24 protein-coding genes are annotated in these 23,015 nt (G+C 71.3%); 5 read left to right on the top strand and 19 right to left on the bottom strand.

The window, feature by feature from the left end:
- Window positions 1-36 precede the first annotated feature (36 nt).
- The 15 genes from AC507J_RS28715 to AC507J_RS28785 form a co-directional block, all read right to left on the bottom strand.
- Window positions 37-846, bottom strand: coding sequence for a metal-dependent hydrolase (locus AC507J_RS28715; protein WP_496293021.1), 810 nt, complete (start codon window positions 844-846; stop codon window positions 37-39).
- Between the two features lie 296 nt (window positions 847-1,142).
- Window positions 1,143-1,355 carry a helix-hairpin-helix domain-containing protein gene (locus tag AC507J_RS28720; protein WP_496293023.1) on the bottom strand — a complete coding sequence of 71 codons (213 nt, stop codon included), beginning with the start codon at window positions 1,353-1,355 and terminating at the stop codon, window positions 1,143-1,145.
- Window positions 1,356-1,419: 64 nt separating this feature from the next.
- Window positions 1,420-2,010, bottom strand: a complete 591-nt coding sequence (locus tag AC507J_RS28725) for a DUF1707 SHOCT-like domain-containing protein (RefSeq protein WP_496293025.1) — start codon at window positions 2,008-2,010, stop codon at window positions 1,420-1,422.
- 116 nt (window positions 2,011-2,126) lie between these two features.
- The gene (locus AC507J_RS28730; RefSeq protein ID WP_496293027.1) at window positions 2,127-3,155 is read right to left on the bottom strand and encodes an amidohydrolase family protein; all 1,029 of its coding nucleotides are present in this window, start codon (window positions 3,153-3,155) and stop codon (window positions 2,127-2,129) included.
- Window positions 3,152-4,030 carry a fumarylacetoacetate hydrolase family protein gene (locus AC507J_RS28735; protein ID WP_496293029.1) on the bottom strand — a complete coding sequence of 293 codons (879 nt, stop codon included), beginning with the start codon at window positions 4,028-4,030 and terminating at the stop codon, window positions 3,152-3,154. Before AC507J_RS28735 ends, AC507J_RS28730 begins: the two co-directional genes overlap by 4 nt.
- On the bottom strand, window positions 4,027-4,434 hold the full coding sequence (locus tag AC507J_RS28740; protein WP_496293031.1) for a RidA family protein: 408 nt from the start codon (window positions 4,432-4,434) through the stop codon (window positions 4,027-4,029). Before AC507J_RS28740 ends, AC507J_RS28735 begins: the two co-directional genes overlap by 4 nt.
- 18 nt (window positions 4,435-4,452) lie before the next feature.
- Complete coding sequence (locus AC507J_RS28745; protein ID WP_496293033.1) at window positions 4,453-4,935, bottom strand: cupin domain-containing protein; 483 nt, start codon at window positions 4,933-4,935, stop codon at window positions 4,453-4,455.
- Window positions 4,935-6,047: an Ldh family oxidoreductase gene (locus tag AC507J_RS28750; protein ID WP_496293035.1), complete on the bottom strand. Its 1,113-nt coding sequence runs from the start codon at window positions 6,045-6,047 to the stop codon at window positions 4,935-4,937. Before AC507J_RS28750 ends, AC507J_RS28745 begins: the two co-directional genes overlap by 1 nt.
- Window positions 6,044-6,820, bottom strand: a complete 777-nt coding sequence (locus tag AC507J_RS28755; RefSeq protein WP_496293037.1) for a GntR family transcriptional regulator — start codon at window positions 6,818-6,820, stop codon at window positions 6,044-6,046. Before AC507J_RS28755 ends, AC507J_RS28750 begins: the two co-directional genes overlap by 4 nt.
- Entirely contained in the window at window positions 6,817-7,590 is a 774-nt protein-coding gene (locus tag AC507J_RS28760) for an ABC transporter permease (protein ID WP_496293039.1), read from the bottom strand. Before AC507J_RS28760 ends, AC507J_RS28755 begins: the two co-directional genes overlap by 4 nt.
- Window positions 7,587-8,414, bottom strand: a complete 828-nt coding sequence (locus AC507J_RS28765; protein WP_496293041.1) for an ABC transporter ATP-binding protein — start codon at window positions 8,412-8,414, stop codon at window positions 7,587-7,589. Before AC507J_RS28765 ends, AC507J_RS28760 begins: the two co-directional genes overlap by 4 nt.
- Entirely contained in the window at window positions 8,411-9,232 is an 822-nt protein-coding gene (locus AC507J_RS28770; RefSeq protein ID WP_496293043.1) for an ABC transporter permease, read from the bottom strand. Before AC507J_RS28770 ends, AC507J_RS28765 begins: the two co-directional genes overlap by 4 nt.
- Window position 9,233: 1 nt before the next feature.
- A complete protein-coding gene (locus tag AC507J_RS28775) occupies window positions 9,234-10,223 on the bottom strand; it encodes an ABC transporter substrate-binding protein (RefSeq protein WP_496293045.1) in 990 nt (329 codons plus the stop codon).
- A gap of 174 nt (window positions 10,224-10,397) precedes the next feature.
- Entirely contained in the window at window positions 10,398-11,726 is a 1,329-nt protein-coding gene (locus AC507J_RS28780; RefSeq protein ID WP_496293047.1) for a glycosyltransferase family 4 protein, read from the bottom strand.
- Between the two features lie 140 nt (window positions 11,727-11,866).
- The gene (locus AC507J_RS28785) at window positions 11,867-13,798 is read right to left on the bottom strand and encodes an amylo-alpha-1,6-glucosidase (protein WP_496293049.1); all 1,932 of its coding nucleotides are present in this window, start codon (window positions 13,796-13,798) and stop codon (window positions 11,867-11,869) included.
- Between the two features lie 42 nt (window positions 13,799-13,840).
- Here AC507J_RS28785 and AC507J_RS28790 point away from each other — a divergent pair, with 42 nt between their 5' ends.
- The 4 genes from AC507J_RS28790 (at window position 13,841) to AC507J_RS28805 (ending at window position 19,050) form a co-directional block, all read left to right on the top strand.
- Window positions 13,841-16,546, top strand: coding sequence for an MGH1-like glycoside hydrolase domain-containing protein (locus tag AC507J_RS28790; protein WP_496293051.1), 2,706 nt, complete (start codon window positions 13,841-13,843; stop codon window positions 16,544-16,546).
- Between the two features lie 144 nt (window positions 16,547-16,690).
- The gene (locus tag AC507J_RS28795) at window positions 16,691-17,443 is read left to right on the top strand and encodes a TetR/AcrR family transcriptional regulator (RefSeq protein ID WP_496293053.1); all 753 of its coding nucleotides are present in this window, start codon (window positions 16,691-16,693) and stop codon (window positions 17,441-17,443) included.
- Window positions 17,444-17,736: 293 nt separating this feature from the next.
- A complete protein-coding gene (locus AC507J_RS28800; protein ID WP_496293055.1) occupies window positions 17,737-18,711 on the top strand; it encodes an acetyltransferase in 975 nt (324 codons plus the stop codon).
- Between the two features lie 24 nt (window positions 18,712-18,735).
- Window positions 18,736-19,050 (top strand): pentapeptide repeat-containing protein, encoded by a 315-nt coding sequence (locus AC507J_RS28805; RefSeq protein WP_496293097.1) that lies wholly within the window; start codon window positions 18,736-18,738, stop codon window positions 19,048-19,050.
- Window positions 19,051-19,167: 117 nt separating this feature from the next.
- Here the strand turns inward: AC507J_RS28805 and AC507J_RS28810 are convergent, their stop codons facing one another.
- From AC507J_RS28810 to AC507J_RS28820, 3 genes are all read right to left on the bottom strand, one after another.
- A complete protein-coding gene (locus AC507J_RS28810; protein WP_496293057.1) occupies window positions 19,168-19,437 on the bottom strand; it encodes a hypothetical protein in 270 nt (89 codons plus the stop codon).
- Window positions 19,438-19,484: 47 nt separating this feature from the next.
- Entirely contained in the window at window positions 19,485-19,916 is a 432-nt protein-coding gene (locus AC507J_RS28815) for a RusA family crossover junction endodeoxyribonuclease (protein ID WP_496293099.1), read from the bottom strand.
- 205 nt (window positions 19,917-20,121) lie between these two features.
- A complete protein-coding gene (locus AC507J_RS28820; protein WP_496293059.1) occupies window positions 20,122-21,111 on the bottom strand; it encodes an NAD(P)-dependent alcohol dehydrogenase in 990 nt (329 codons plus the stop codon).
- Window positions 21,112-21,224: 113 nt separating this feature from the next.
- On the opposite strand from AC507J_RS28820, the gene AC507J_RS28825 reads away from it, so the two are divergent.
- Window positions 21,225-21,992: a TetR/AcrR family transcriptional regulator gene (locus AC507J_RS28825; RefSeq protein ID WP_496293061.1), complete on the top strand. Its 768-nt coding sequence runs from the start codon at window positions 21,225-21,227 to the stop codon at window positions 21,990-21,992.
- On the opposite strand, the gene AC507J_RS28830 is transcribed toward AC507J_RS28825, so the two are convergent.
- Complete coding sequence (locus AC507J_RS28830) at window positions 21,924-23,006, bottom strand: GNAT family N-acetyltransferase (RefSeq protein WP_496293063.1); 1,083 nt, start codon at window positions 23,004-23,006, stop codon at window positions 21,924-21,926. The genes AC507J_RS28825 and AC507J_RS28830 overlap by 69 nt on opposite strands.
- Window positions 23,007-23,015: the final 9 nt, after the last annotated feature.

Consider the following 23,015-nt stretch of genomic DNA (forward strand, 5'->3'; position numbering starts at 1 on the left):
GCTCTGGTGGTGGGTGGGTCTGGTGGTGGGGTGGGGTTAGAGGTCTTGGGTGAGTTTTTGGAGGACGGAGGGGGCGACCAGGCCGAGGGCGGCCAGCACCGAGACGATGGTCAGCCCGGTGCGGACGAAGACGATCTCCACACGTCCGCCGGCGCGCAGCGCGATCTTGTCGGGCAGGCTGATCGGTGTCCACATCCGGCGCTTGATCGGAATCGGCCAGAGGATCGGCACCCCGGCCCGGGTGATCATGTCGCCGATGATGTGCACGAAGGCACCCACCCCGACCGCGAGGCCGATCATCGGATAGCCCCGGTCGCCGGGCAGGTTGGCGGCGGTGAAGACGGCCGCGCCGGCCGAGACCAGGGTGACGATGAGCCAGCCCGCGCGTTCGGCCCACTTGTCGAACAGGCCGCGCAGGGCCAGGCCGATCATGAAGAAGAGGATGCCGATCACCGCCCACTTGCCGTAGTTGGCGCAGAGCGTGGTGGTGCCCCAACCCAGCAGCACGGTGAACGGGATGGTGTGGGTCAGGGTGCGGTGGCCGTTGTTGCGCTTCGGATCGCGGCTCAGCTTGGTGGCGTAGTAGACGCCGAGCGAGATCTTCTCCACCACCTCGGCGATGAAGAGCGAGAAGACCCCGAACGTACGGGCCACGGTGGCGCCGCCCTTGTTGCGGGTCACCTTGCCTGACAAATCGAGGTCGGGCAGCAGCGCGCCACCGGCGCAGACGGCCGTACCGACGGCCAGCGCCAGCGGCGACTGCTCGTAGTCGTAGAAATGCTGTAGCGCCCAGGACCCGCTCAGCCATACCGCCGCGCCGGACAGCGCGTGCGACGGTCCCATCATCTCGGCTCGCCCTCCCCAGGGATCTTGAGCGCCAAAACTACGTCACTGTAGTTCGCGGCGGGACGCAGGGGACGCCCGGGACCATCCACAAGGGACGCCACCGGGCCGCGTTCGGCGGACCGGGCCGATCAGCAGGCAGTATGTCAGCGTGCGGTCGCGGCGCAGGGCACTGTGTCGGCCATGGGACGCGGCCGGGGCCGTCGGCGCGTCCGGCCGGCGCGTGGCCCCGTTCGGTCAACCGGCAAAAGACGAGGCGGTGTTCGGCGATCGGTCAAGAGGCGGTGTTCGGCGATCGGTCAATCGGCAAAGGCGAGGCCGTGCTCGGCGAGCGCGGCGGCCAGGATGCGGATCGCCTTCGGCCCGACCCCGTGCAGGGCCAGCAGCTCGCCGCGGCGGTGCGCGGCCACCTGGGCGAGGGTCGTGATGCCGGCTTCGAGCAGGGCGCTGTTGGCCGGTCGCCCGAGCGGCGGCAGGTCACCGATCTGTGCCGGCAGATGGCGAGTACTCACGCGAGCACGATAGCCAAGGAACACCACGCGACCGGCCGGGCCGCCCGCTGTTGCTGAGCGGCAGTCACCACCAGCGCTTGCCCTTGCGTGGCGGACGGACGACCACGTCGCCGAAGATGGCCCGACAGCGCACCTCGATCACCGGGCCGCCCGGCGTGATCGGTCCGCTCAGCTTGGACTTCTTGTCGCCGAAGATGGCGCTGCCGGAGAGCCGGACGTCGGTGCCTTCGGGCACCACGACCGTCACGTTGCCGAAGATCGCCTCCGCGTCGATCGTGATCTGACGGGGCAACTGGGTCTCGTGCAGCTCGATCCGGCAGTCGCCGAAGACCGCCCGGGCGTCGATCTGGTCGGGCACCGACCAGCCGCCCTTGCGTACGTCGTTGCCGAAGACGGCCAGCAGCTTCTCCGGCGCCGGGACGAGTCCACCGGGCCGGCGAACCGGCGGACGACCGGGCGCGCCCGGCAGGTCGGTGGTCAGCCGGGCCAGCTCGCCCCGGGTCTGCGCGGCGTGTGCGGCACCGGCCCGCTCGGTGTACTCGTCGAGGGTGAGCCGGCCCTCGGCCGTGGCCTTGCCGAGCAGTTCCACGACCTCCTCCCGCTCCCGGTCGGAGACGCGCAGCCGGTCATCGTCGTCGTGCCGTTCCAACTCCACCTGCCCGAGCCTACTGGCGTTGCCCAGGACGCCGGGAGCCAGCCAACCGGGGCCGGGGCGACGACGGCGACCACCCTGCCGCCGAGGTGACCGACCGGTCGGCGGGCCATCGATGGTCAGGGGGCGGGCGGCAGGCCGGGACGGGTGCCGAGGGCCGCGGCGGCGTTCACCGTCGCCGCCCTGGTGATCAAGGGAGACTTCCGTTCGCCGAGGAAGGCCGCCGGGTCCTCGATGCCCATCGGGTACGGCCAGTCGCTGCCGAGCAGCAGCCGGTCCGGGCCGAACACCTCGGCGGCCAGGCTGGTCAGCGAGGTGTGGTGGCTCAGGCAGTCGGTCCACATCCGCCGTACCGCCTCGGTGGGGGAGAGCGTGAGCGGCAGCAGACCGGGCCGATCGGTCGCCACTCCCCGTTCCCAGCGACCGACCACCGCGGGCACGACGCCGCCGCAGTGCACCAGCACCAGGCGCAGTCCCGGGTACCGGCCCAACACGTCACCGAAGACCAGTTGTCCCACGGCGACGCCGGTCTCTACCGGGTTGCCCAGGAGGTTGCCGAGGTAGAACTGCTCCAGCCGGGGATCCGGGGAGGCCGAGGGGTGCAGCAGCACCGCGCGTCCGTCGTCGTGCAGGATCTGGAAGAGGGGGGCGAAGGCCGGGTCCGCCAGGGACGGGATCCGTCCGCCCGCCCCGATGGTCACCCCCCACCAGCGCGGGTCGCTCCGGATCCGGTGGTACTCGGCGAGCGCCACCGCCGGCTCGTGCAACGGCAGCAGGGCCAGCGGCCGCAGCCGGGGCAGCTCGGAGACCCGGGCCAGCAGGCCGTCGTTGACGGCCACCGCCCAGCGGGCGCTGAGCGGGCCGGTGAGGTGCTGACCGTGGTACGGCGGCGGCACGCTCACCACCGCGACGTCCAGCCCGGCCGCGTCCAGGTGCGCCAGCAGTTCGGCTGGCCGGTACAGGGCGGGCGGTCCGGTGGGGTGTCCGGCCACCAGATGCCGCCCGCCGTCGGTGCTGACGCCCAGCTCCTCGGTGCCGGTCTCGGGTAGCAGCGGCGCCAGGTGGGTGTGCACGTCGACCGAGGGCAGCGCCGGGGTACGGTCGGCCGGCTCATCCTCGGGAAGACCACTCGGGCGCGGCACGGTCATCGCTGCACCACCCGGTTGCGGAGGGTGCCGAGCCCGTCGACCTCGGTGGTGACGACGTCTCCCGGGCGCAGGAAGATCTGCGGGTCCCGGGCGTTGCCGATGCCGGCCGGGGTGCCGGTCAACAGCAGGTCTCCCGGGCGTAGGGTCATGCCCCAGCTCAGCTCGGCGATCAGCCGGGCGATGGAGAACGCCATCTGACCGGTGCTGGCGTCCTGCAACACCTCGCCGTTTACCTGGCAGCGCAGGCGCAGCGCCGCCGGGTCGCCGAGTTCGTCGGCGGTGGTCACCCAGGGCCCCAGCGGCATGGTGTCGTCGATGCTCTTGCCCTTGAGCCACTGGCCGCCATGGGCCCGCTGGAGATCCCGCTGGGACACGTCGTTGGCCACCAGGTAGCCGAAGACGTGTTCCAACGCCTGCTCCTCGGGGATCGAACGCCCCTGCTTGCCGATCACCAGCGCCACCTCGGCCTCGTAGTCCCACTTGGTGGAGACCTGGGCGTCGTACCGGATGTCGTCGTACGGGCCGATGACCGTGTCCGGTCCCTTCGTGAAGAAGGTCGGGTGGCGGGGACGTTCGGCGGGATCCTGCCCCTCCCGGCGTCCCTGCGACTCCTCGTAGTGGGCCCAGTAGTTCCATCCGGTGCAGAGGATGTCCCGGTTGAAACGGGTAAGTGGAGCACCGAGCAGGTTCGGGTCGAGCCGCTGCCGGGGCGCGTCGGCAGCGGCGGCCCGCGCCGCTGAGAGCGCCTGCCGGCCGCCTCGAACCAGGTCGTCGACCGTGCCCAACTCGGCGGGTAGGACCGTGACCTCGTTCTCTGCGAGCTGGACGGAGACCGTGCGCCAGTCGCCGTCCAGGCGCATTCGCCCCAACTTCACGCCGATTCCTCTGTGTCGACGACCGCGATGGCGTTGATCTCGATCAGGTAGTCCGGGTGCACGAACCGGGACACCTCGACCATCGTCGACGCGGGCGGAGGGCCGGTGAAGTACTGCCGTCGTACCGCGTGGATGGCGTCGAAGTGGGTGATGTCCAGGACGTAGACGTCCACCCGGGCGACGTCGTCGAGTGTGCCGCCGGCGGCACGCACGGCGGCGTCGAGGTTGCGGCAGACCTGGTGTGTCTGCTCGGCGACGTCGCCGATGCCGGCGATGCTGCCGTCGGCGGTCCGCGCGGTCATGCCGGAAATGAAGACCATGCGGCCGGGACGTACGACGGTCGCCTGGGCGAAGTGCCCGTTCGGCGGCGCCAGGTCGGGGGAGACGAGCAGTTCCTTCGGCATTTCTTTCCTTCCCTGCCCTCAGTGGGCGTCGTCGGCGCTGGTGTACCAGTCGGGTTGCGTCGGATAGTGCGGACCGTCGTAGACCTCCAGCAGCACCGACTCCTCCTCGGCCCGGGTGGGGCCGTGCATGCTGCCCTTCGGGTTCCAGTAGAAGGAGCCGGGCACGAGGGTGATGCCGGTGGGCTGGTAGGTGTAGCGGCCGGAGAGGCAGTACATGAACTGGTTCGAGGCGTGTGCGTGCGCGGAGGGGATGCCGGCACCCGCCTGGAAGCGGACCAGGGCGATCGAGGCACCGGTCTCGTCGTCCCGCCAGAGCATCTTCTGCGAGAGCCCGGCCAGGGTCTTGTTCACCCACTCCAGGTCATTGACGTTGACCATGATCTCCCGGAACCGGCGCAGCGCCGGATCTGTGCCGGCCGGTTCGGCCGAGCGATCGGGTAGCTCCCCGGAGTACGCGGCCGGGGCGGAGAGGTTGTCGACGGAGGGGTTGTCGGTGGGCATCAGTCAGCTCCTTCGGACGGTGCCGGTGGGCGGGACGAGGATGGGATCGGCACCCCCAGCTCCGCCGCGAGGGTGGTGAGGGTGTCCACGAGGGACCGCTCCAGGACCACCCCTCGGCGCGCGGAGGCCCGGAGCCGTTCGTTCGAGCGTTGGCCCGGCAGGCGCACCCGGTCGACGCCGGGGGCGTACGGCGGCGCGGTCACCTCTCGGCCCAGCTCGGTCAGGCGGGCGGTGAACTCCGCCGGATCGCCGAAGGCGGCCGGGTCCAGGGCCAGGAAGAGATGCGCGCAGTCGTTGGGCACCGCGGTGTCGGCGTACAGGCCACGGACCCGCTGGCCGAACCCACCGCCGGAGAGCACTCCGGTCAGCGCGTCGATCATCAGCGCCAGTCCGAAACCCTTGTGCCCGCCGGTGGGCAGCAGCATGCCGGCCAGGGCGGCGGTGGGGTCGACGGTGTCCCGGCCCGCCTCGTCGGTGGCCCAGCCGACGGGAATCGGGGTACCTGTGCTCTCGGCGAGCCTGATCCGACCCAGCGCCACCTCGGAGAGGGCGATGTCCAGCACCACCGGTTCGGTCTCCTGGTCCCCAGTCGGCAGGCCCACGGCCAGCGGGTTGTTGCCGACCACCGGATGCCCGCCGCCGGGCGCCGGCATCAGGGGGCGGGTGTTGGACATGGCCACCCCCACCAGCCCGGCGCGGGCGGCGGCCCGCACGTATCGGCCGGCCGCCCCAAAGTGGAAGGCGCGCCGGACGCTCACCACCCCGACTCCGTACGCGCGGGCCTTCTCCACGGCCAGCTCCATGGCCTGGTCGGCGGTGAGGACCCCGAGGGCGTGCCCGGCGTCGAGCACGGCCACCGCACCGAGGTCGAGCACTGGCTCGGCCCGCGTGGCGGTGCTCACCGAACCCTTCCGGAGCCGACCGAGGTACATCGGCACCAGCATGGTCCCGTGCGAGTGCACCTCTCGGCAGTCCGCGTCGACAAGCGACCCGGCGACCGTGCCGGCCGCCGCTGCCGGCAGCCCGGCTGCCGTGAAGATGCGGCTGACCAGCGTGGTGAGCCAGGCCGGATCGACCTGGACCCGGTCGGTCAGGGCCGTCTCGGCGGTCATCGCTGCGCTGCCTGTTGCGGGAGGCGGGCCGGCATGGACTCCCGGATCCGCCGCATGGCGTTCTCGAGGTGCAGGGTGAGGGCGGCCACCGCCGCGTCCGGGTCGTTCGCCACGCAGGCGTCCAGGATCGCCTGGTGTTCGGCCTGGATCTGGGCCAGGCCGTCGGGGGTGGGTCGGGTGGCGAACCGGTACCGCTCGCTGTTCTCCCAGACCGGTTCGATGGCCCGGGGCAACCAGCGAGATCCGCAGGCCCGGTAGAGGCTGAAGTGGAAGGCGGTGTGTGCCTGCCGTGCCGGCAGGGGGTCGTTCGCGCCGACGAGCTTGGTGTGATCGAGCAGTGCCTGACGGGCGATCTCTCCGTCCTGCGCGGTGAACCGCTCGGCAGCCATCCGGATGGCAAGCGTCTCCAACGCCAGCCGGGTCTGGTGGGTGTCGACGAGGTCGTCGAGGGAGACGTCCCGAACCCAGGCGCCCTTGTGCGGAATGATCTCCACCAGCCCCAGCGCCTCAAGGCGACGTAGCGCTTCCCGGACCGGCATGGCGCTCATGTCCAGCGTCGCGGTCAGATCCGCCAACCTCAGGTGGGTGCCGGCCGGCAACTCACCTGACATGATCATTCTGTGTAGTTCAGCCGCGGCTGTCTCCGCCATCGTGCGCTGCCGCGCACCGCCCTGCGGCGTCAGGCGAAACCCTCGTTCCATGTCGGCTGTTCTCCTGTCCCGATGCCAATTCGTTCCCGCCACCGCGTACGCCGTCAACAGCGTCGACGTCATGTCCCTTGCGGACGGTGGCGGAAGAGTATCCGGCCCACCAGACCGACCAGCCCGACGCAGACCAGGGCCAGGATCACGATGAAGAGGATCACTGCGTACAGCTTGTCCATGCTGAAGACGGTGCCGTACCGCTTGACCAGACCGCCCAGCCCCACGATGGCGATGAGCACCTCGCCGTTAATGAGTCCCTTGACGCCCCGGGCGACCCCGAGTCGCAACCCCTCCAGCAGATACGGCGACGCCTCCACCAGCCGGATCTCCCGCAACTGCGCGGTACGGGACGCGCCGAAGGAGCGGGCCATCTCCAGCAGGGCGGCGTCGCTGCGCCGGATGCCGGTGGCGGTGTTGACGATGACCACCCAGATCGAGAAGGCGACCACGGTCGCGATGCGCGTCGTGCTCCCGATGCCGAACACCAGCAGGAACAACGGCACGAAGGCGATGATCGGCGCGGCGAGCCCAGCCTTGACGTAGATGTCGAGCGCGGCATCGACCGCGGGGGAGAGCCCCATCGCAACCCCGATGATCGTGCCGACCACGATGGAGATGGCCAGGCCGATGCCGAGGGAGCGGAGACTGTCGGCCAGCGGGTCGACAAGTTCGCCGCTGGCCAGCATGGCGCCGAACTGGCGCAGGACGGCGCTGAGCGGCGGCAGGGTGATCAGGTCGGCGGTACGACCGGCGACCTCCCAGACCACGGCGACCACCGCCAGGGACAGCAGGAAGGGCGCCGGGCCGGCGAGGGCCCGGCGCGCCGCCAGGCCGTTCACGCGCTCGCCCCGGCGGGTTCGACGTTCTCCGTCCCGCCTGTGACGATCATGCCCCGGAGTTGGTCCCACACCTGGCCGGTGAGTTCGACGAAGCGCGGGTCCTGCCGGGTGCGCTCGGTACGCGGCCGAGGAAGGTCGATGTCTATCACCTCGTGCACGGTCCCGGGCCGGGGCCGCATGATGACCACCCGGTCGGAGAGGAAGACCGCTTCGTCCATCGCGTGGGTCACGAAGAGCACCGACATCGCGGTCTCGTCCCAGATCCGCAGCAGGTCGGTCTGCAACAGCAGCCGGGTCTGGGCGTCGATCGCGGAGAACGGCTCGTCCATGAGCAGCACCGAGGGGTTAACCGCCAGGGCGCGGGCCAGTCCCACCCGTTGCTGCATGCCGCCGGAGAGTTGCCGGGGGTAGTGGTCGTCGAAGCCGCGCAGCCCGACCCGGTGAAGCAGGTCCCGGGCGGTACGGGTGCGCTCGGCCCGACCGACGCCACGTTGCTTGAGCCCGAAGGCGACGTTGTCCACCACGGTCAGCCAGGGCAGCAGGGCGAAGCTCTGGAACACCACGGCGCGTTCCGGGCCGGGGCCGCGTACCGGGTCACCGAGCACGTCGATCTCGCCGTGGTCGAAGGGAATCAGGCCGTCGACCATCTTCAGCAGCGTGGTCTTGCCGCAGCCGCTCGGGCCGATGATGCTGACGAACTCGCCGGGTCGCACAGTCAGGTTCACGTCCTGTAGGGCGACGACCTGGCGGCGTCGTTCGTCCACGTACGTCTTGCCGACCCCGCGCACGTCGATTGCGGCAGGGGCGGTGTCGCGCTCCGTCATGTCGTGCCTCCCTTCCATCGACTGAGTCGCTTCTCGCACATCGCGGCCAGCGACAGCAGCAGCACACCCTCGGCCACGACGACGAGCGTCACGGCCATCACCGAGGCGACCTGGAAGCGCCCCTGGTACTCCGCGATGAGGCTGCCCACCCCGGCACCGACCAGGGCGAGTTCCGCCACCACCATGCCGATCAGGGCCTGGCCCAGACCGACCCGGACCCCGGCCATCAGGCCCGGTACCGCCGCCGGCAGGATCACCTCGCGGACCCGGGCCAGCCGGCCGGCGCCGAAGCTGCGGGCCATCTCCAGCAGCGCCGGGTCGGTGGACCGCACACCGACTGCGCAGTTGACCGCCACGTACGCCACGCTGAAGAGGAAGACCACCGCGACCCGGGCGGAGAGCGTCAGCCCCAGGGTGGCCTGGATGACCGGGATGAAGGCGATCACCGGAACCGCGATCAGCAGGCTCAGGTAGGGCCGTACCGTGCGGTTGACCAGGTCGAGCCGGCCCATCAGCAGCCCCAGCGGCAGGGCGACCGCGACGGCGAGGCCGAAGCCGAGCAGCAGCGCCTGGTTGGTTGCCCAGAGGGCCTGGTAGAAGGCCGGCTCGCTGAGCAGATCCGTCAGGGCCGTGGCGGTCCGGGTGAGGCTGGGCAGGCCCACCCCGCCGGCGGTGCCGGCGAGCTGCCAGCCGCCGAGCAGGAGGATCAGGGTGAGGCAGCGCAGCCCGGCCCGTCCCCAGCGCTGGTCGACCAACCGGACCCCTCCGGTACGCGCCACCTTCAGCGGGTGGCGCGCCGGAAGGATCTGGCTGCTCACGTCAGTTCCGCTCGGCGAGAACGGCATCGAGGATGCTCCGGTCGGTCACGTCGGCCGGCGCCTTGACCTTCTGGTACGGCTTGCCGTCGGCGTTGAAGAAGTCGATGGTCGCCTGTACCGCCTCGGGCTGGAGGCCGCCGTCCTCGGGCCACACCTTGGCCTTGATGAACGCGTCCACGATGGCCGGCAGCGCCTCGGCGTCGATCTCGGGCAGCAGTTCCCGGCCCTTCTCCACAAGCAGTTCCGGCTTCTGGTAGATCTCCTGGTAGACGTCGAGGTGGGTGCGCACCCAGGCGGTGGCGAGGTCCTTGTTCGCGCTGAGGAAGTCGGGCCGCGCGGCGAACGCGGCTCGCATGATCGGGAATGTCTGGGTCAGGTCGGCGACCATCGTGAAGTCTCCGGGGCGCTCCCGGGACAGCAGCGTCCAGTCCTGGAGGTCGATCGGGCTCGCGTCCATCTGGCCCTGGAGCATCGCGGCGAGCCGGTTCTCCGAGCCTTCGACGACTGTGTATTTGGGCTTCGTACCCGGGCAGTCCCGCTGCACCCACTGCATGGCGAGCTGCCCGACGAAGGAACTCTCGGACTGGATGCCGACGTTGCGTCCGTCGAGTGCGGCGCAGTTGGTGTAGTTGGCCTGCGCCGCCATCACGAACTCGTTGGAGTTGCCGCCGAGGAAGAAGCGCAGGGGCACGCCCTCGTCGACCGCGTCCATCACCTGCGCGATGGCGGTGATGTCCACCTGCTGCTGCGCGGCGGCCTGCAACTGGTTGGCGTTGCCGCCGAGTTCGACGGCCTCGATGGTGAAGCCTTGGTCCTTGAGTCGGTCGATGGCGATCGCGGTCGGCAGGTAACCGACGGCCCAACCGCTGAAGCCGAACTTGGCGCTCTTTGTGCTGCTCTCTTCGTCGTTGTCGTCGGCGCCGCAGGCGGTGAGCGCCACGGCGAGAGCGGTGATCAGGCAGGTCGCCAGGGTGCCACGTCTCAGGTTCATGTGATGTCCCTCCCTCTGGCGTTGATCTGATATCAAATATCTAATCCAGCCAACGGCATCCCGCATCGTGGGATGAAAGAAGGGGCATTTCAGTCTGGCGGCCACGAACAAGACCCGGGTGCCGCCAGCTCTACTGCGGCACCCGGGTCAGCGACCGTGCGTTCGGTCGGTTGGTTAGCAGGCGGCGCTGCTCAGCGCGAGCAGATTGCCGTCGGGGATGGAGATCGGCTGACGGGGCACCGGCACCTCGGCGGGGCGGCGGGTCTGCGCCGGGGCGTGTTCGCGGCGCGCGGTGCCGTACGACTCGGCGGTGCGGGCGGCGATGGTGGCCCAGCCGTACCGCTGGCCCACCATGTTGCGGGCCCGGCGGGCGACCCGACGGGCGAAGACCTCGTCGCCGAGGAGTTGACCGACCGCGCCGGCCAGGGCCGGCGGATCGCTGTGCGGGAAGGTGACCCCGGTGACGCCCGGCTCGACGATCTCGGCCAGGCCGCCGGTGCGCGCCACGGCCAGCGGTGCGCCGGCCGCCGCCGCCTCCAGGGCCACCATGCCGAAGGGCTCGTAGAGGCTCGGTACGACTGTCGCGTCGGTGGCGCCGAGCACCGCCGGGAGCTGGGTGTTGTCGAGGAACCCGGTGAAGCGTACGGTGCCGGCGAGCCCGAGCTGGCCGATCCGCTCCTCCAGTTCCCCCCGGTAGGGGCCGTCGCCGGCGATCAGCACCCGCAGCCCGGGGTGCCGGTCGCGCAGCTGCGGCACCGCGTCCACCAGGTGCTGCACACCCTTCTCGTAGACCAGCCGGCCCGCGTACCCGATCAGCGGACCGTCCCCGGCGAAGCGGGCGCGGGCCGAGGCGACCGCCCGGGGGCGGGCCCGCCAGGCCCGGTCGTCGACGCCGTTGGGTACCACGTCGACCCGGCCGCCGGGTACGTCGAAGAGCGTGCTCACCTGCTCGCGCATGTAGCCGGAGCAGGCGATCAAACGGGTCGAGGCGTTGCTCAGCCAGTGCTCGACGCCGTGAATGGTGCGGTTCATCTCCTCGGGCAGCCAGCCCTGGTGCCGGCCCGCCTCGGTCGCGTGGATGGTGGTCACCAGCGGCAGGTGCAGGTGCTCGGCGAGCGTGATCGCGGTGTGCGCGACCAGCCAGTCGTGTGCGTGGATGACGTCGTAGTCGCCGGTGTCGGCGGCGCGCAGGGCGGCGCGGGTCAGGGTGTGGTTGAACGCCATCGTCCAGGCCAGCAGCGAGCTGGTGGCCAGCGGGAAGGTGACCGGGTCCTCGGCGGCGCGGATGATCCGTACCCCGTCGAGCTGCTCCTCCAGCGGCGCGCCAGCGGCGTGCCGGGTGACGACGGTGACCTCGTGGCCGGCGGCGGCCAGGGCGACGGAGAGGGCGTGCACGTGTCGGCCGAGACCGCCGACGAGAACGGGTGGGTACTCCCAGGACAGCATCAGCACCCGCTGCGACCGTGCGGGGTTGATGTCGATCACGTTGGCGTTCGGTGACATACGCGCCCCCTTTGAGTTGTCTCCGCGCAGCCGCCCGCCGGCCCGTGGCGGGCGGCGTTGGTATCGCGGGTGGATCGGGACCAATCCTTATCGCACCTGGATAACCTGCGGAGACGTATCCGTTGCGGGGGTGTAAAGCGCTACCGGCGGGCGCGCAGCAGCTCTGCCACCGACCACGCCTGGAAGGGGCAGCCGGTGGCGGCGTGCGGGGCGAGACCGTCGGCGGTCTCGCTTACCGAGCCGAGACCGTACTCGCTCAGGTGCGCCTCCAGACCGACGAACAGCTCGTCGACCGGCAGGCCGGCACGGCGGCTGGCATCGGCGTACGGGCCGATCAGCCAGGGCCAGACGGTGCCCTGGTGGTAGGCGCTGTCCCGCTCGGCCGGTCCGCCGCCGTGCCGGCCGGTGAAGCCGGGGCAGTCGGGGGAGAGGCTGCGCGGGCCGAGCGGGGTGAGCAGCCCGGCACCGACCCGGCCCAGGGTCACCGGGTCCGGCTCCAGCGGTGCGAACGGCAGCGACCAGGCCAGCAGCTGGTTGGGACGGAGCAGGTCGTCGTCGTGGACCGCCGCGCCGCCCAGCGGGTACGCCGGTGCGGGCGCGTCGACCACGTCGTGCAGCCAGCCGCCCGGAGTGGGGAAGCGCTCCCGGAACGACCTGGTCGCCCGCTCGTGCAGCCGGTGCAGCGCGTCGGCGTCCCGGCCGGCGAGTTCGGCCAGCTCGGCGATCCCGGCCAGGCCGTTGATCCACAGCGCGTTGACCTCGACCGGCTTGCCATGCCGAGGGGTGACCGGCACCCCGTAGACCCGGGCGTCCATCCAGGTAAGCGCGGCACCGGGAGCACCCTGGGTGAGCAGGCCGTCGGCCGGGTCGACGCCGATGCCGTACCGGGTGCCGGCCAGATGGGCGTCGATCACCTCGTGCAGCGCCGGCAGCAGTTCGTCGCCGAGATCGGTGTCGCCGGTGACCGTGACGTGCCGGCTCACCGCGTGCAGGAACCAGAGCGTGCCGTCCACGGTGTTGTACTCGACCCGGCCGGTGTCGGCGGTGTTGGCAAGCATCCCCTCCGAAAGCGTCGCCGCGTACGAGCGCAGCAGCTCCCGGCCGAGTTCGGCCCGGCCGGTGCAGAGGAACAGCCCCTCGTAGGAGATCATCGTGTCCCGCGACCAGGCGCCGAACCACGGGTAGCCGGCGACCACGTCCGGCCCGGTGGCGGTCTGCACCACGAACGCGTCGGCGGCCAACGCCAGGGTCGCCTGGACCGGATCGGCCGGCTTGGCCGCGGCCACCACCGCCCGGTTACGCTGCCGGGCCGTCGCCACCACCTGCGGGGCCGGTGGCGGTTCCTGCGCCAGGTCACCCGCCCAGGCCAGCACCGACACCGTGTCGCCGGGCCGACGCAGGGTGTCCCGGAACTGGCCGGCGTACCAGAGATCCTCCTCCGGGTGCAGGCCGCGCGCCGCCTCCTCGCGGTGGTAGGCGCCCCGCCACCAGTGGCCCTGCGGCGTCCAGCCCGGCCCGGCCAGCCGGTACGCCCCCTCGATGATCGTGCCGCCGTCGACCGGGTCCATCCGCAGCGGCGGCCCGTCGGCCCGGCGCTCGCCGTGCGCGTCGCGCCAGGTGCCGGCGGCGGCGAGTTCCAGCTCCACCGGACCGCCGCTGACCAGCCGGTGCACCACCGCCACGCAGGAGCGGCCGGGCAGCATCGCCAGTTCCCGCTCGATCACCACGTCGCCGATCCGCCACCGCCAGCGGGGCAGCCCGTCGGTCAGGTCGAAACGCTCCAACAGTTCGAAGCCGCGCGGGTCGACGTCGCCGGAGATCCACTCGTGTGCGCCGAGGCGTACCCGGGCGCCGGAGGGCAGCAGCACCGCCGGGTCGAGGCTGGCCAGTCCCACCTTGCGCGAGGCCGGGGTTTCTCCCGGCACCACAAGCAGCCCGTGGTAGCGGCGGGTGCGCAACCCGCCGACGGTCCCCATGGCGTAGCCGCCGAGGCCGTCGGGCACCAGCCACTCCCGCCCGGCGGCGCTGGTCAGCTCGCCGCAGACCTGGGAACCGAAGCGAATCTCACTCAACTTTCCTCCACCGGCGGCGATGTGTAACAGGGCACGACGACAATGGCCGCTGTGGTGAAGTACCCCGGCGGCGTCGAAAATGGTCAGGTGATCACCGACGGTACGCCCTCCGCCCCGGCTCCCGACGCCGAGCGCATCCGGCTGGCCCAGGCCGACGCCGGCGAGCAGGACTGGCGCGCATGGGGCCCCTATCTCTCCGAGCGGGCGTGGGGGACGGTGCGGGAGGACTACAGCGAACACGGCACGGCGTGGGACTACTTCCCCCACGATCATGCGCGTTCCCGAGCGTACCGGTGGTCCGAGGACGGCATGGCGGGCGTCTGTGACGACCGGCAGACGTTCTGTTTCGCCCTGGCGCTCTGGAACGGCCGTGATCCGATCATCAAGGAGCGGATGTTCGGGCTCGGCGGCGACAGCGGCAACCACGGCGAGGACGTCAAGGAGTACTGGTGGTACGAGGACTCCACGCCCACCCACTCGTGGATGCGCTGGCGCTACCACTACCCGCAGGCCGCCTTCCCGTACGACGAACTGGTCGCGGTGAACGCGCTGCGCGGCCGGGACGACACCGAGTACGAGCTGGTCGACACCGGCATCTTCGATGACGACCGGTACTGGGCGGTGACCGTCGACTACGCCAAGGCCGGCCCGACGGATCTCTGCGTCGTGGTGACCGTGGCCAACCGGGGAGACCGCGCCGAGCGGCTGCACGTGCTGCCGCACCTGTGGTTCCGCAACACCTGGGCGTGGGGGCTGCCGGGCAGCGACGAGCGGGTGCCGCGGATCGTCGGCGGAGGACGCCGGTTGGTCGGCGAGCACTGGGTGCTGGGACAGGTCGTGCTCGAAGGCGACGGCGCTCCGACGCCCCTGCTCTGCGACAACGACACGAATGCCGAGCGGCTGTGGGGGTTGCCCAGCCGCACGCCGTACCCGAAGGACGGCATCAACGACCACGTGGTCACCGGGGCGGCCACGGTGAACCCGGACCTGACCGGCACCAAGGGAGCGCTGCACTACGTGCTGGAGGTACCGGCCGGCGAGCAGCGGCAGATCCGGCTGCGGCTGACCCGTACCGCGCCGCCGCCCGGCGACGGTGACCCGCCGCCGGCCGACCTGGGTGCCGGCTTCGAGGCCGTGATCTGGGCCCGGCGGGCCGAGGCGAACCGGTTCTTCGCCGGGGTGATCCCGGCCGAGGCGAGCGCCGACGAGGCCCTGATCGCCCGGCAGGCCATCGCCGGGCTGATGTGGGGCAAGCAGTTCTACCACTTCGACGTCAAGCGGTGGCTGGAGGGCGATCCGGGTTCGACGCCGCCGGCCGGGCGTCGGCACGGGCGCAACAGCGCCTGGTGGCACATGACCAGCTTTGACGTGATCTCCATGCCGGACCCGTGGGAATATCCCTGGTACGCCGCCTGGGACCTGGCCTTCCACTGCGTGAGCATCGCCCGGGTCGACCCCGGCTTCGCGAAGGATCAACTGCTGCTCCTGCTCCGCGAGTGGTACCTGCACCCCAATGGACAGATCCCGGCGTACGAGTGGGCGTTCGGTGACGTCAATCCGCCGGTGCACGCCTGGGCCGCGTTGAAGGTCTTCGAGATCGACGGCAGCCGGGACCACGACTTCCTGGCCCGGATGATGCACAAGCTGCTGATGAACTTCACCTGGTGGGTAAACCGCAAGGACACCGGCGGCAACAACGTCTTCGAGGGCGGGTTCCTCGGGCTGGACAACGTCGGCCCGTTCGACAGGTCGGCGGCCCTGCCCGTGGCCGGGGTGCTGGAGCAGTCCGACGGCACCGGCTGGATGGCGATGTACGCGCTCAACCTGCTCGACATCGCCATCGTGCTGGCCGAGCACGACCGCACCTGGGAGGACACCGCGACGAAGTTCTTCGAGCACTTCGCGTACATCGCGGCGGCCGCGTACGACCAGGGGCTGTGGGACGAGGAGGACGCGTTCTTCTACGACGTGCTGCGGCTCGCCGACGGCACGAAGGTGCCGCTGAAGGTACGTTCGGTGGTCGGGCTGCTGCCGCTGGCCGCGGTGACCCGGCTGACCGCGCGTACCCTGCACCGGCTGCCCGAGCTGGGTGCCCGGCTGCGCTGGTTCCTGACCAACCGCCCCGAGTACGCCGCGGTGGTCGGTGCCCGGCGGCTCGGCCCGGACGGTCGCCAGCAGCGACTGCTCTCCATGTGCGGGCCGGAGCAGGTGGTGCGGCTGCTGGCCCGGATGCTTGACACCGAGGAGTTCCTCTCCGAGTACGGCCTGCGTACGCTCTCCCGCGCCCACCTGGACAAGCCGTTCGCGGTGACCCTCGGCGGGCAGGAGTTCTGCGTCGGCTACGAGCCGGCCGAGTCGACAAGCGGCCTCTTCGGCGGCAACTCCAACTGGCGCGGTCCGATCTGGATGCCCACCAACTTCCTGCTGATCAGCGCGTTGCGCGACTACGCGGCGTTCTTCGGCGACGACCTCCAGGTGGAGTACCCGACCCGGTCCGGGGTGAAGAAGACCCTGGACGAGATCGCCGACGACCTCTCCGCCCGGCTGATCGCGCTGTTCACCCGGGACGACTGGGGTCGCCGGCCGATCTACGGGGCGGCCCAGCTGTTCCAGACCCACCCGGACTGGCGCGACCTGATCGCCTTCCCCGAGTACTTTCACGGCGACAACGGCGCCGGTCTCGGTGCCTGGCACCAGACCGGCTGGAGCGCCCTGGTCGCCGACCTCATCCTCACCCTCCGCCGCTAGCGCTCCTCCGCACGAGCCGCCGGTAGCTCGCCGGCGAAGCCGCCGGTAGCTCTCCACACGAGCCGCCGGTAGCTCTCCGCGCGAAGAGTCGCCAATCCGTCGCCGCAGAGTCACGCTGAGTTTCAGGCCGCTAGCATCGGCTGCGTGTTGGGCGCAGACGACCCGGGCACCGAGCAGGGCGAAGGCAATCCGAGCACCGGGCGGAACGGAAACGACCCCGGCAGCGGGCAGGGCGGGGACGATCCGGGCACCGAACGGAACGGGGACGGTCCTGGTGCCGGGAGCGGTCCGGGCACCGAGCAGGGTGGCGACGGCCCTGCTGCCGAGCAGGGCGGGGACGGCCCGGGCACCGAGCCGGACGAGGACACGATCGTCGCCACCGCGTGGCGGTTGGCCGAGGCCGAGGGTTGGCCGGCGGTGACCGCCCGCCGGTTGGCGGAGCGGGCCGACGTCGATCTCGGCGAGCTCTACCAGCGCTTCGCCGACCGGGACGCGGTGGTCGCCGCGGTCGCGGTGCGCGGCTTCGCCGACCTGGCCGCCGCGCTGACCGCCGCGCGTACGGCGGTCGACCGGCCGCCCGAGGTGTGGCCGGCGGTGATGACGGCCTACCTGGACTTCGCGTACGCCAATCCGGAGATCTACGACGCCATGTTCGCGTACACACCGGACCTGACCCTCGGTGCCGAGCAGGTCCCCGAGACGGTCGCGGCGACCTTCGACGAGTTGCGTACGGCGTTGACCCCGTTGGCCGCCGGCCGGGACCCGGACACCCTGACCGAGCTGGGCTGGAGCCTGCTGCACGGCCTGGTCATGCTCACCCGAGGCGGACGCCTGCGCCCCGAGGCCCAGGACCAACGCGAACACCTCCTGACCACCCACCTCTTCCCCCCTCCCTAACCCCCACCCGCCGCGTCGATCTTGCAGTTTCGGTCGCCGGAATGCCCTTTTCGTAGCCTTTTGCGAGGGCGGGAAGTGCAAGATCAACGTCCGAAGCTGTGTGTGCGGTGCCCTTTGGCGCGTCTTCGGCGGGGCGAGTGAATCGGGGTGACGGGGGTGCGATGGGGCGGTAGGGTCGCGGCACGCCGTCGAGTGGGAAGGAGGTCAGGACGATGTCCAACGTTCTGCGCCCCCTCCGCGGTCCGGCGTCCACGCGGATCTGACCGGGGCGCCGCGTTCCGGAGGATCCGCTCATGACCGATCTGGTCATCCGCCCGCTCGTCGCGGGCGAGGAAGCACTGTTCGACTCGATGCCCGACCCGTTGCCGCAACTGCGGCAGGTGAGCTACGCCGACGGGATCGCCGGTGGCGGCTACCGTCCCGAGCACACCTGGATCGCGCTGCGCGCCGGCCGGGTGGTCGGCCGGGCCGCCTGGTTGTTGCCGCCGGGCGCCGTGGGGGAGCCGTGGCTGGAACGTTTCGACCTGGCCGCCGAGCCGGAGGTGGGTGCCGCGCTGCTGCGTACCGCCCATGCGGCGCTCGGTGGCCCGAAGACGTACTACGCCTCGGCGCCGGCGTACTGGCGGCGGCAGCCGCGGGTGCGGGCCACGGTCGAGGCCACGATGGCGGCGGCCCGGTCGGCGGGGCTGGTCGAGGGCGGCGAGCGGCTGCGGTGCTCGTGGACTGGCGGCCCGCAGCCTTTCTCTGCCAGCGGCTCGTCGTCTGGTCCGGCCCTGGAAAGCCGGTCGTCGTCTGGTCCGGCCTCTGCCAGCCGTTCGTCGCTGCTGCCGGCCGTCGCCGGTCGGTTCTCGATCCGGCCCGCCGCCGACGCGGCGGAGATCAGCTCGTTGGTGGCCCGGATCGCCGAGCCGGAGTTGCTTACCGGTGCGGAGACGGCACGAATGGTCGGCGGGGTGGACCTGGCCCGTGATCCGCTGGCCTGGTTGACCGGCCCGGCGTCGGGTTGGCGGGTGGCGCTCGACGGTAGCGAACCGGTCGGGCTGGCCGCACCGGCCGGCGACGCCTGCTATCCGATGATCGCCTACTTCGGACTGCTCGACGCGGCGGCCCGCAGTGAGCTGCTGGTCGACGCGGTCGCGACGCTTGCCGGCGCCGGGGCGTACGAGGTGATCGCCGACGTGGACGCGCACCGGGTGGCCGTGGTGGCCGAGCTGGAACGGACCGGCTTCCGGCGGTTGCGTTCCCGGGTGGTCTTCACGCCGGCCTGAGCCGGCCGATCTGAGCCGGCCGATCTGAGCCGGGCCGATCTGAGCCGGGCCGATCTGAGCCGGGCCGATCTGAGCCGGGCCGATCTGAGCCGGCCGATCGGGGGAGTCCTGCCCTCGATCTTGATCAGCGTCAGCGGTCGGCACGGTGTTACAGCAGGTTGCCGTTTTTGCACCCTGCTGGTAATCGCCCAGTCTGACGATCGTCGGCTCGTCGGGGCGGGCCTAGCCTCGTCTTCGGTGCCGCGGCTTGCCGGGGTGGGCCGCGGCACCGAAGTTCGGTGTGTGGGGCACCGTGGAGCTGAGTGCGAGACGGGCCGGCACCGTGCTGGGGCTGGTTGACAGGGCCGCCCCAGCGCTTGGCCTGGCCCGCTGCCCACGCCGGACCGGGGTCAGGGCCGGCGCCTGCGGGGCCGGTCCTGACCCCGCGAATCCTTCAACGTCCGCGGCTGGACCGGCTCAGGTGGTCTCGCCGCGCACGATGGCGACGGCGACCCGGCAGAACTCGTCCATGTCGGGTTCGAAGCCGGCGGCGATGTCGGGGTGCAGGCCGCCCCGTGTCTCGTCGAGCAGCCTTTGACACACCTGCTCCACCGGCTCACCGGCGTAGCTGTCCCGGATCCGGTCGGCTGCGGCCTGGAGGGCGGAGGTCAGCTGCTCCTCCAGGGGGCCACGTAGCTTCTCCTGAACCGGATCGCGAGGCTCCAGCGTGACATGTGGCTCCGACATCGGCGCTCCCTTCGTCGGCGGCTGCCGTACCCCACGACGGCCGGCGGTCAAACCGGCTGTGGGACGGCGGTGACGCGTACCTGATACGAGAATTCCTCCGCCGGCTCTTCGACGTACGACAGCCGGCGGATCTGCTTGTCGTCGTCGTAGACGGCGACGTCGACCAGGACGCCGAGGTGGGCCAGGCCGATGTTGGCGATCCGCTTCTTGTCCTGCAACACCGCGCAGACCCCGCCGAGCAGGGTGCTGGCGTCGGAGGTCCGGTGTCCGGGCGGGCAGCGCAGGGTCACGTCCACCTCGATCGGCCCGGACAGCGGGGTCCAGCCGGTTTGTTGCGCCGCCTCGCAGGCGGCCTGGAGCAGGGCGCGTACTCTCGTCGCCTGCCGGTGCCCGGCGGCGAAGATGGACAATGCCTCGGTCTTGACCGGTGGCAGGCCATTGACCTCGAACGTCAGGGTGAGAGCGCGGGTGTCCTGCACCACGACGACACCTCCTCGTTGGGGACGATCCTGCCCAACCGGTAAGCCGGTGAGGGGCTGTTCCCGCGAGAACCAACCGATCGGGCGGGTCGGGGTCGGCCGGTGGCGTATCGACGGCGACGGCGTACGCGCTGGCGGCGATGCTCCGCTAAACGCTAGTGCACCGTGCGGCCGCTCGGTAGCACCGCCGGGCACCTCTCCAAGATCAGATGGTGATGACCACCTTCGCTCGGGCGTGTTCGCCTTCGAGGTACCGGAGGGCCGCGGGCACCTCGGGCAGCGGATAGCTGCGGTCGATGACCGGGGTGAGCCGGCCGGCCTCGACGTGGGCGCGGAGCGTGTCGAGGTGGTGCCGGCCGGGTGCTGCGGCGGTGGTGAGGATGCGCTGCCGGACGAAGGGTGCCAGCAGCCGGCCGCGGGTGAGCAGCCAGACCGGTCCGACGAGGCTGCCGCCGCGATACACGCCGCCGCCGGAGAGCACCAGCCTCCCGGTCGGGGTCAGCGCCCGCCGGAGCGCGGTGAGTGAACGGTTGCCAACCAGGTCGAACACGACGTCGTGGCGGTGGCCGGCGCGGGTGAAGTCGGCGCGGGTGTAGTCGACGACGTGGTCGGCGCCGAGGGAACGGAGCAGGTCGACGTTGCGGGTGCTGCACACCGCGGTCACGGTCGCGCCGAGCACCTTGGCCAGTTGGACGGCGAGGGTGCCGACGCCGCCGGAGGCGCCGTTTACGAGGACGCGTTGACCCGGCTCGACCTGCCCGGCGTCGCAGAGTCCCAGGAGCGCGGTGATGCCGGCGAGCGGCAGGGCGGCGGCCTGCTGGGGCGTCAGGTTCGCCGGCTTCGGCGCGACCAGCGTCGAGGCCGGCGACACGCAGACGTACTCGGCGAAGGCGCCGTTGGCGTCGCCGAGGTCGCCGAAGACGGCGTCGCCGGAGCGTAGCTCCTGGATCTGGCTGCCGACGGCGACGACCCGGCCGGCGAAGTCGCGGCCCCGGATGCGCGCCCGGGGTGCCGATCGGCCGAAGGCCAGCCGCGCCATCCGCGGGTCGCCGCGCATGACATGCCAGTCGTACGCGTTGAGCGAGGCCGCCTCGATCCGGACGAGCACCTCGTCGGCGGCGGGTACGGGCGTGTCGACCTCCGCGAGCCGGAGCGTCTCCGGGGGACCGTAGCGGTCCTGGACGATCGCCTTCATCTTTCCTCCCCTCGGTGTACGGCGTACACCTCATGAGAGGAAAGCTAGGTGTACGCCGTACACCTGTCAAGACGGTTATGGTTCAACCGCCGCCGACGACCGAGGATGGGAATGTGGCCGAGCAGGCTGAGACGCTGCGCCGGACGCCGCTGAGCAGGGAACGGATCCTGCGCGCCGCCGTCGCGCTCGCGGATCAGGCGGGCATCGAGTCGCTAAGCATGCGCAATCTCGCCCAGGATCTCGACGTCGTGCCGATGGCGCTCTACAAGCACGTGGCGAACAAGGATGAACTGCTCGACGGCATGATCGACGTGGTCGTCGGCGAGATCGAAGCGCCGGTGCCGGACGTCGACTGGCAGATGGCGATCCGGGCCCGCATCCTCTCGGCGCGGCAGGTGCTGCTGCGCCACCCCTGGGCACCGCTCGCGATCGAGTCACGGAACATGGCCACCCCGGCCGTCCTGGCCTACCTCGACTCGACGATCGGGATCCTGCTGGCCGGCGGGTTCACCGTCGACCTCACCCATCATGTGATGCACGCGCTGGGCAGCCGGGTCCTGGGCTTCAGCCAGGAACTGTTCGACGCCGCCCGGCGGGCCGGGCGGACCGGCGCGAGCGAACCGGAGCCGCCGACGCCGCTGCCGCCGGAGGTCGCGGCCCGGTTCCCGCACGTCGCGGCGATCGCCCTGGCGGCCTCGCACGACGAGGCGTCGGTGGTGGGGCAGGGCTGCGACGACCAGTTCGAGTTCGAGTTCGCGCTGGACCTGCTGCTGGACGGCATCGAACGGCTGCGGCGGCAGGGCTGGACGTCGTCAGACCCGCACGGGCGACCCGAGCACGTCCTTGGCGAGGGAAACAACGCCGTCCGACCCGGCGGATGACACCGGCGCATAGCCCTCGCGCTGGTAGAGGCTGAGGTTGTGCAGGCTCTTCGCGCCGGTGAACAGCACGATGCGACGGCACTGCGGGTCCGCGGCGGCCTCGGCGGTACGCAACAGCCACCGCCCCAGCCCCCGGCCGCGCAGGTCCGGCACGACGGCGAGCCGGCCCAGGTGCAGCTCCGCCCCGACGCGGCGGGTCCGCACCATGCCCAGCAGCCGGCCGTCGAGCCAGAGCCCCGTCGCGTGCCAGCTCGCGAGCCACTCGCGTACCTGCTGAGGCGATTCGTGCAGGGCCGGTATCTGGAGGGTGTCGTTGATCAAGGCCTCCTCCACCCAGCAGCACCGCTGCAACACGGTGACCTCTGGCGCGTCGTGCGGGGTCAGGCGCCCCGCCCAGGAGCCGGGCAAGGGGCCGGAGCGGGTCCCGGCCCGCTGGCGTACGCGCATCGGCCGCAGGCAGTGGGCGAGGCGGACCAGTTCGTCCAGGAGAGCGGCACCGGCCGCGTCCCGGGTGCCGTCCGGTCGCAGCCGCCCCTGCTGCACCGAGTCGCCGATGCGGATCGCGACCGTGGCGCCCAGCGGGACCATTCGTAGCGTGGTCACCACCTGCTTGGCGTGCTGGACGGCCCGGGTGCCGGCCGAGGTGTTGCCGTAGCTGACGAAGCCGACCGGCTTCCAGGCCCATTCGGCGCTCAGGTAGTCCAGCGCGTTCTTCAGCGTCGCCGGCATCCCGAAGTTGTATTCCGGCGTGACCACGATGAACCCGTCCGCCGCGTCGACGATCGCGCTCCACCGCCGGGTGTGCTCATGCCGGTGGACGCCCGAGGACGGATGTTCCTCCTCGTCGAGGAAGGGCAGGTCCAACTCGCCGAGAGACACCGGTACGACCTCGACGTCGAGTTCCCCGGCCCGAGGGGCGACCGCCTCGATCAACCACTCGCCGACGGCGGGACCGAGGGCGCCGGGGCGGGTGCTGGAGATCAGGACAAGGACGCGGAGCGGTTTCGTTGACATGGAAACGAA

The sequence above is a fragment of the Micromonospora sp. PRAS1 genome (genome assembly GCF_059553435.1).

Coding starts and splice junctions, on each gene's coding strand:
- AC507J_RS28715 (WP_496293021.1), bottom strand. CDS start 846: ATGATGGGACCGTCGCACGCGCTGTCCGGCGCGGCGGTATGGCTGAGC.
- AC507J_RS28730 (WP_496293027.1), bottom strand. CDS start 3,155: ATGACCGTGCCGCGCCCGAGTGGTCTTCCCGAGGATGAGCCGGCCGAC.
- AC507J_RS28740 (WP_496293031.1), bottom strand. CDS start 4,434: ATGCCGAAGGAACTGCTCGTCTCCCCCGACCTGGCGCCGCCGAACGGG.
- AC507J_RS28745 (WP_496293033.1), bottom strand. CDS start 4,935: ATGCCCACCGACAACCCCTCCGTCGACAACCTCTCCGCCCCGGCCGCG.
- AC507J_RS28750 (WP_496293035.1), bottom strand. CDS start 6,047: ATGACCGCCGAGACGGCCCTGACCGACCGGGTCCAGGTCGATCCGGCC.
- AC507J_RS28755 (WP_496293037.1), bottom strand. CDS start 6,820: ATGACGTCGACGCTGTTGACGGCGTACGCGGTGGCGGGAACGAATTGG.
- AC507J_RS28765 (WP_496293041.1), bottom strand. CDS start 8,414: ATGACGGAGCGCGACACCGCCCCTGCCGCAATCGACGTGCGCGGGGTC.
- AC507J_RS28775 (WP_496293045.1), bottom strand. CDS start 10,223: ATGAACCTGAGACGTGGCACCCTGGCGACCTGCCTGATCACCGCTCTC.
- AC507J_RS28780 (WP_496293047.1), bottom strand. CDS start 11,726: ATGTCACCGAACGCCAACGTGATCGACATCAACCCCGCACGGTCGCAG.
- AC507J_RS28790 (WP_496293051.1), top strand. CDS start 13,841: ATGGCCGCTGTGGTGAAGTACCCCGGCGGCGTCGAAAATGGTCAGGTG.
- AC507J_RS28800 (WP_496293055.1), top strand. CDS start 17,737: ATGACCGATCTGGTCATCCGCCCGCTCGTCGCGGGCGAGGAAGCACTG.
- AC507J_RS28810 (WP_496293057.1), bottom strand. CDS start 19,437: ATGTCGGAGCCACATGTCACGCTGGAGCCTCGCGATCCGGTTCAGGAG.
- AC507J_RS28820 (WP_496293059.1), bottom strand. CDS start 21,111: ATGAAGGCGATCGTCCAGGACCGCTACGGTCCCCCGGAGACGCTCCGG.
- AC507J_RS28830 (WP_496293063.1), bottom strand. CDS start 23,006: ATGTCAACGAAACCGCTCCGCGTCCTTGTCCTGATCTCCAGCACCCGC.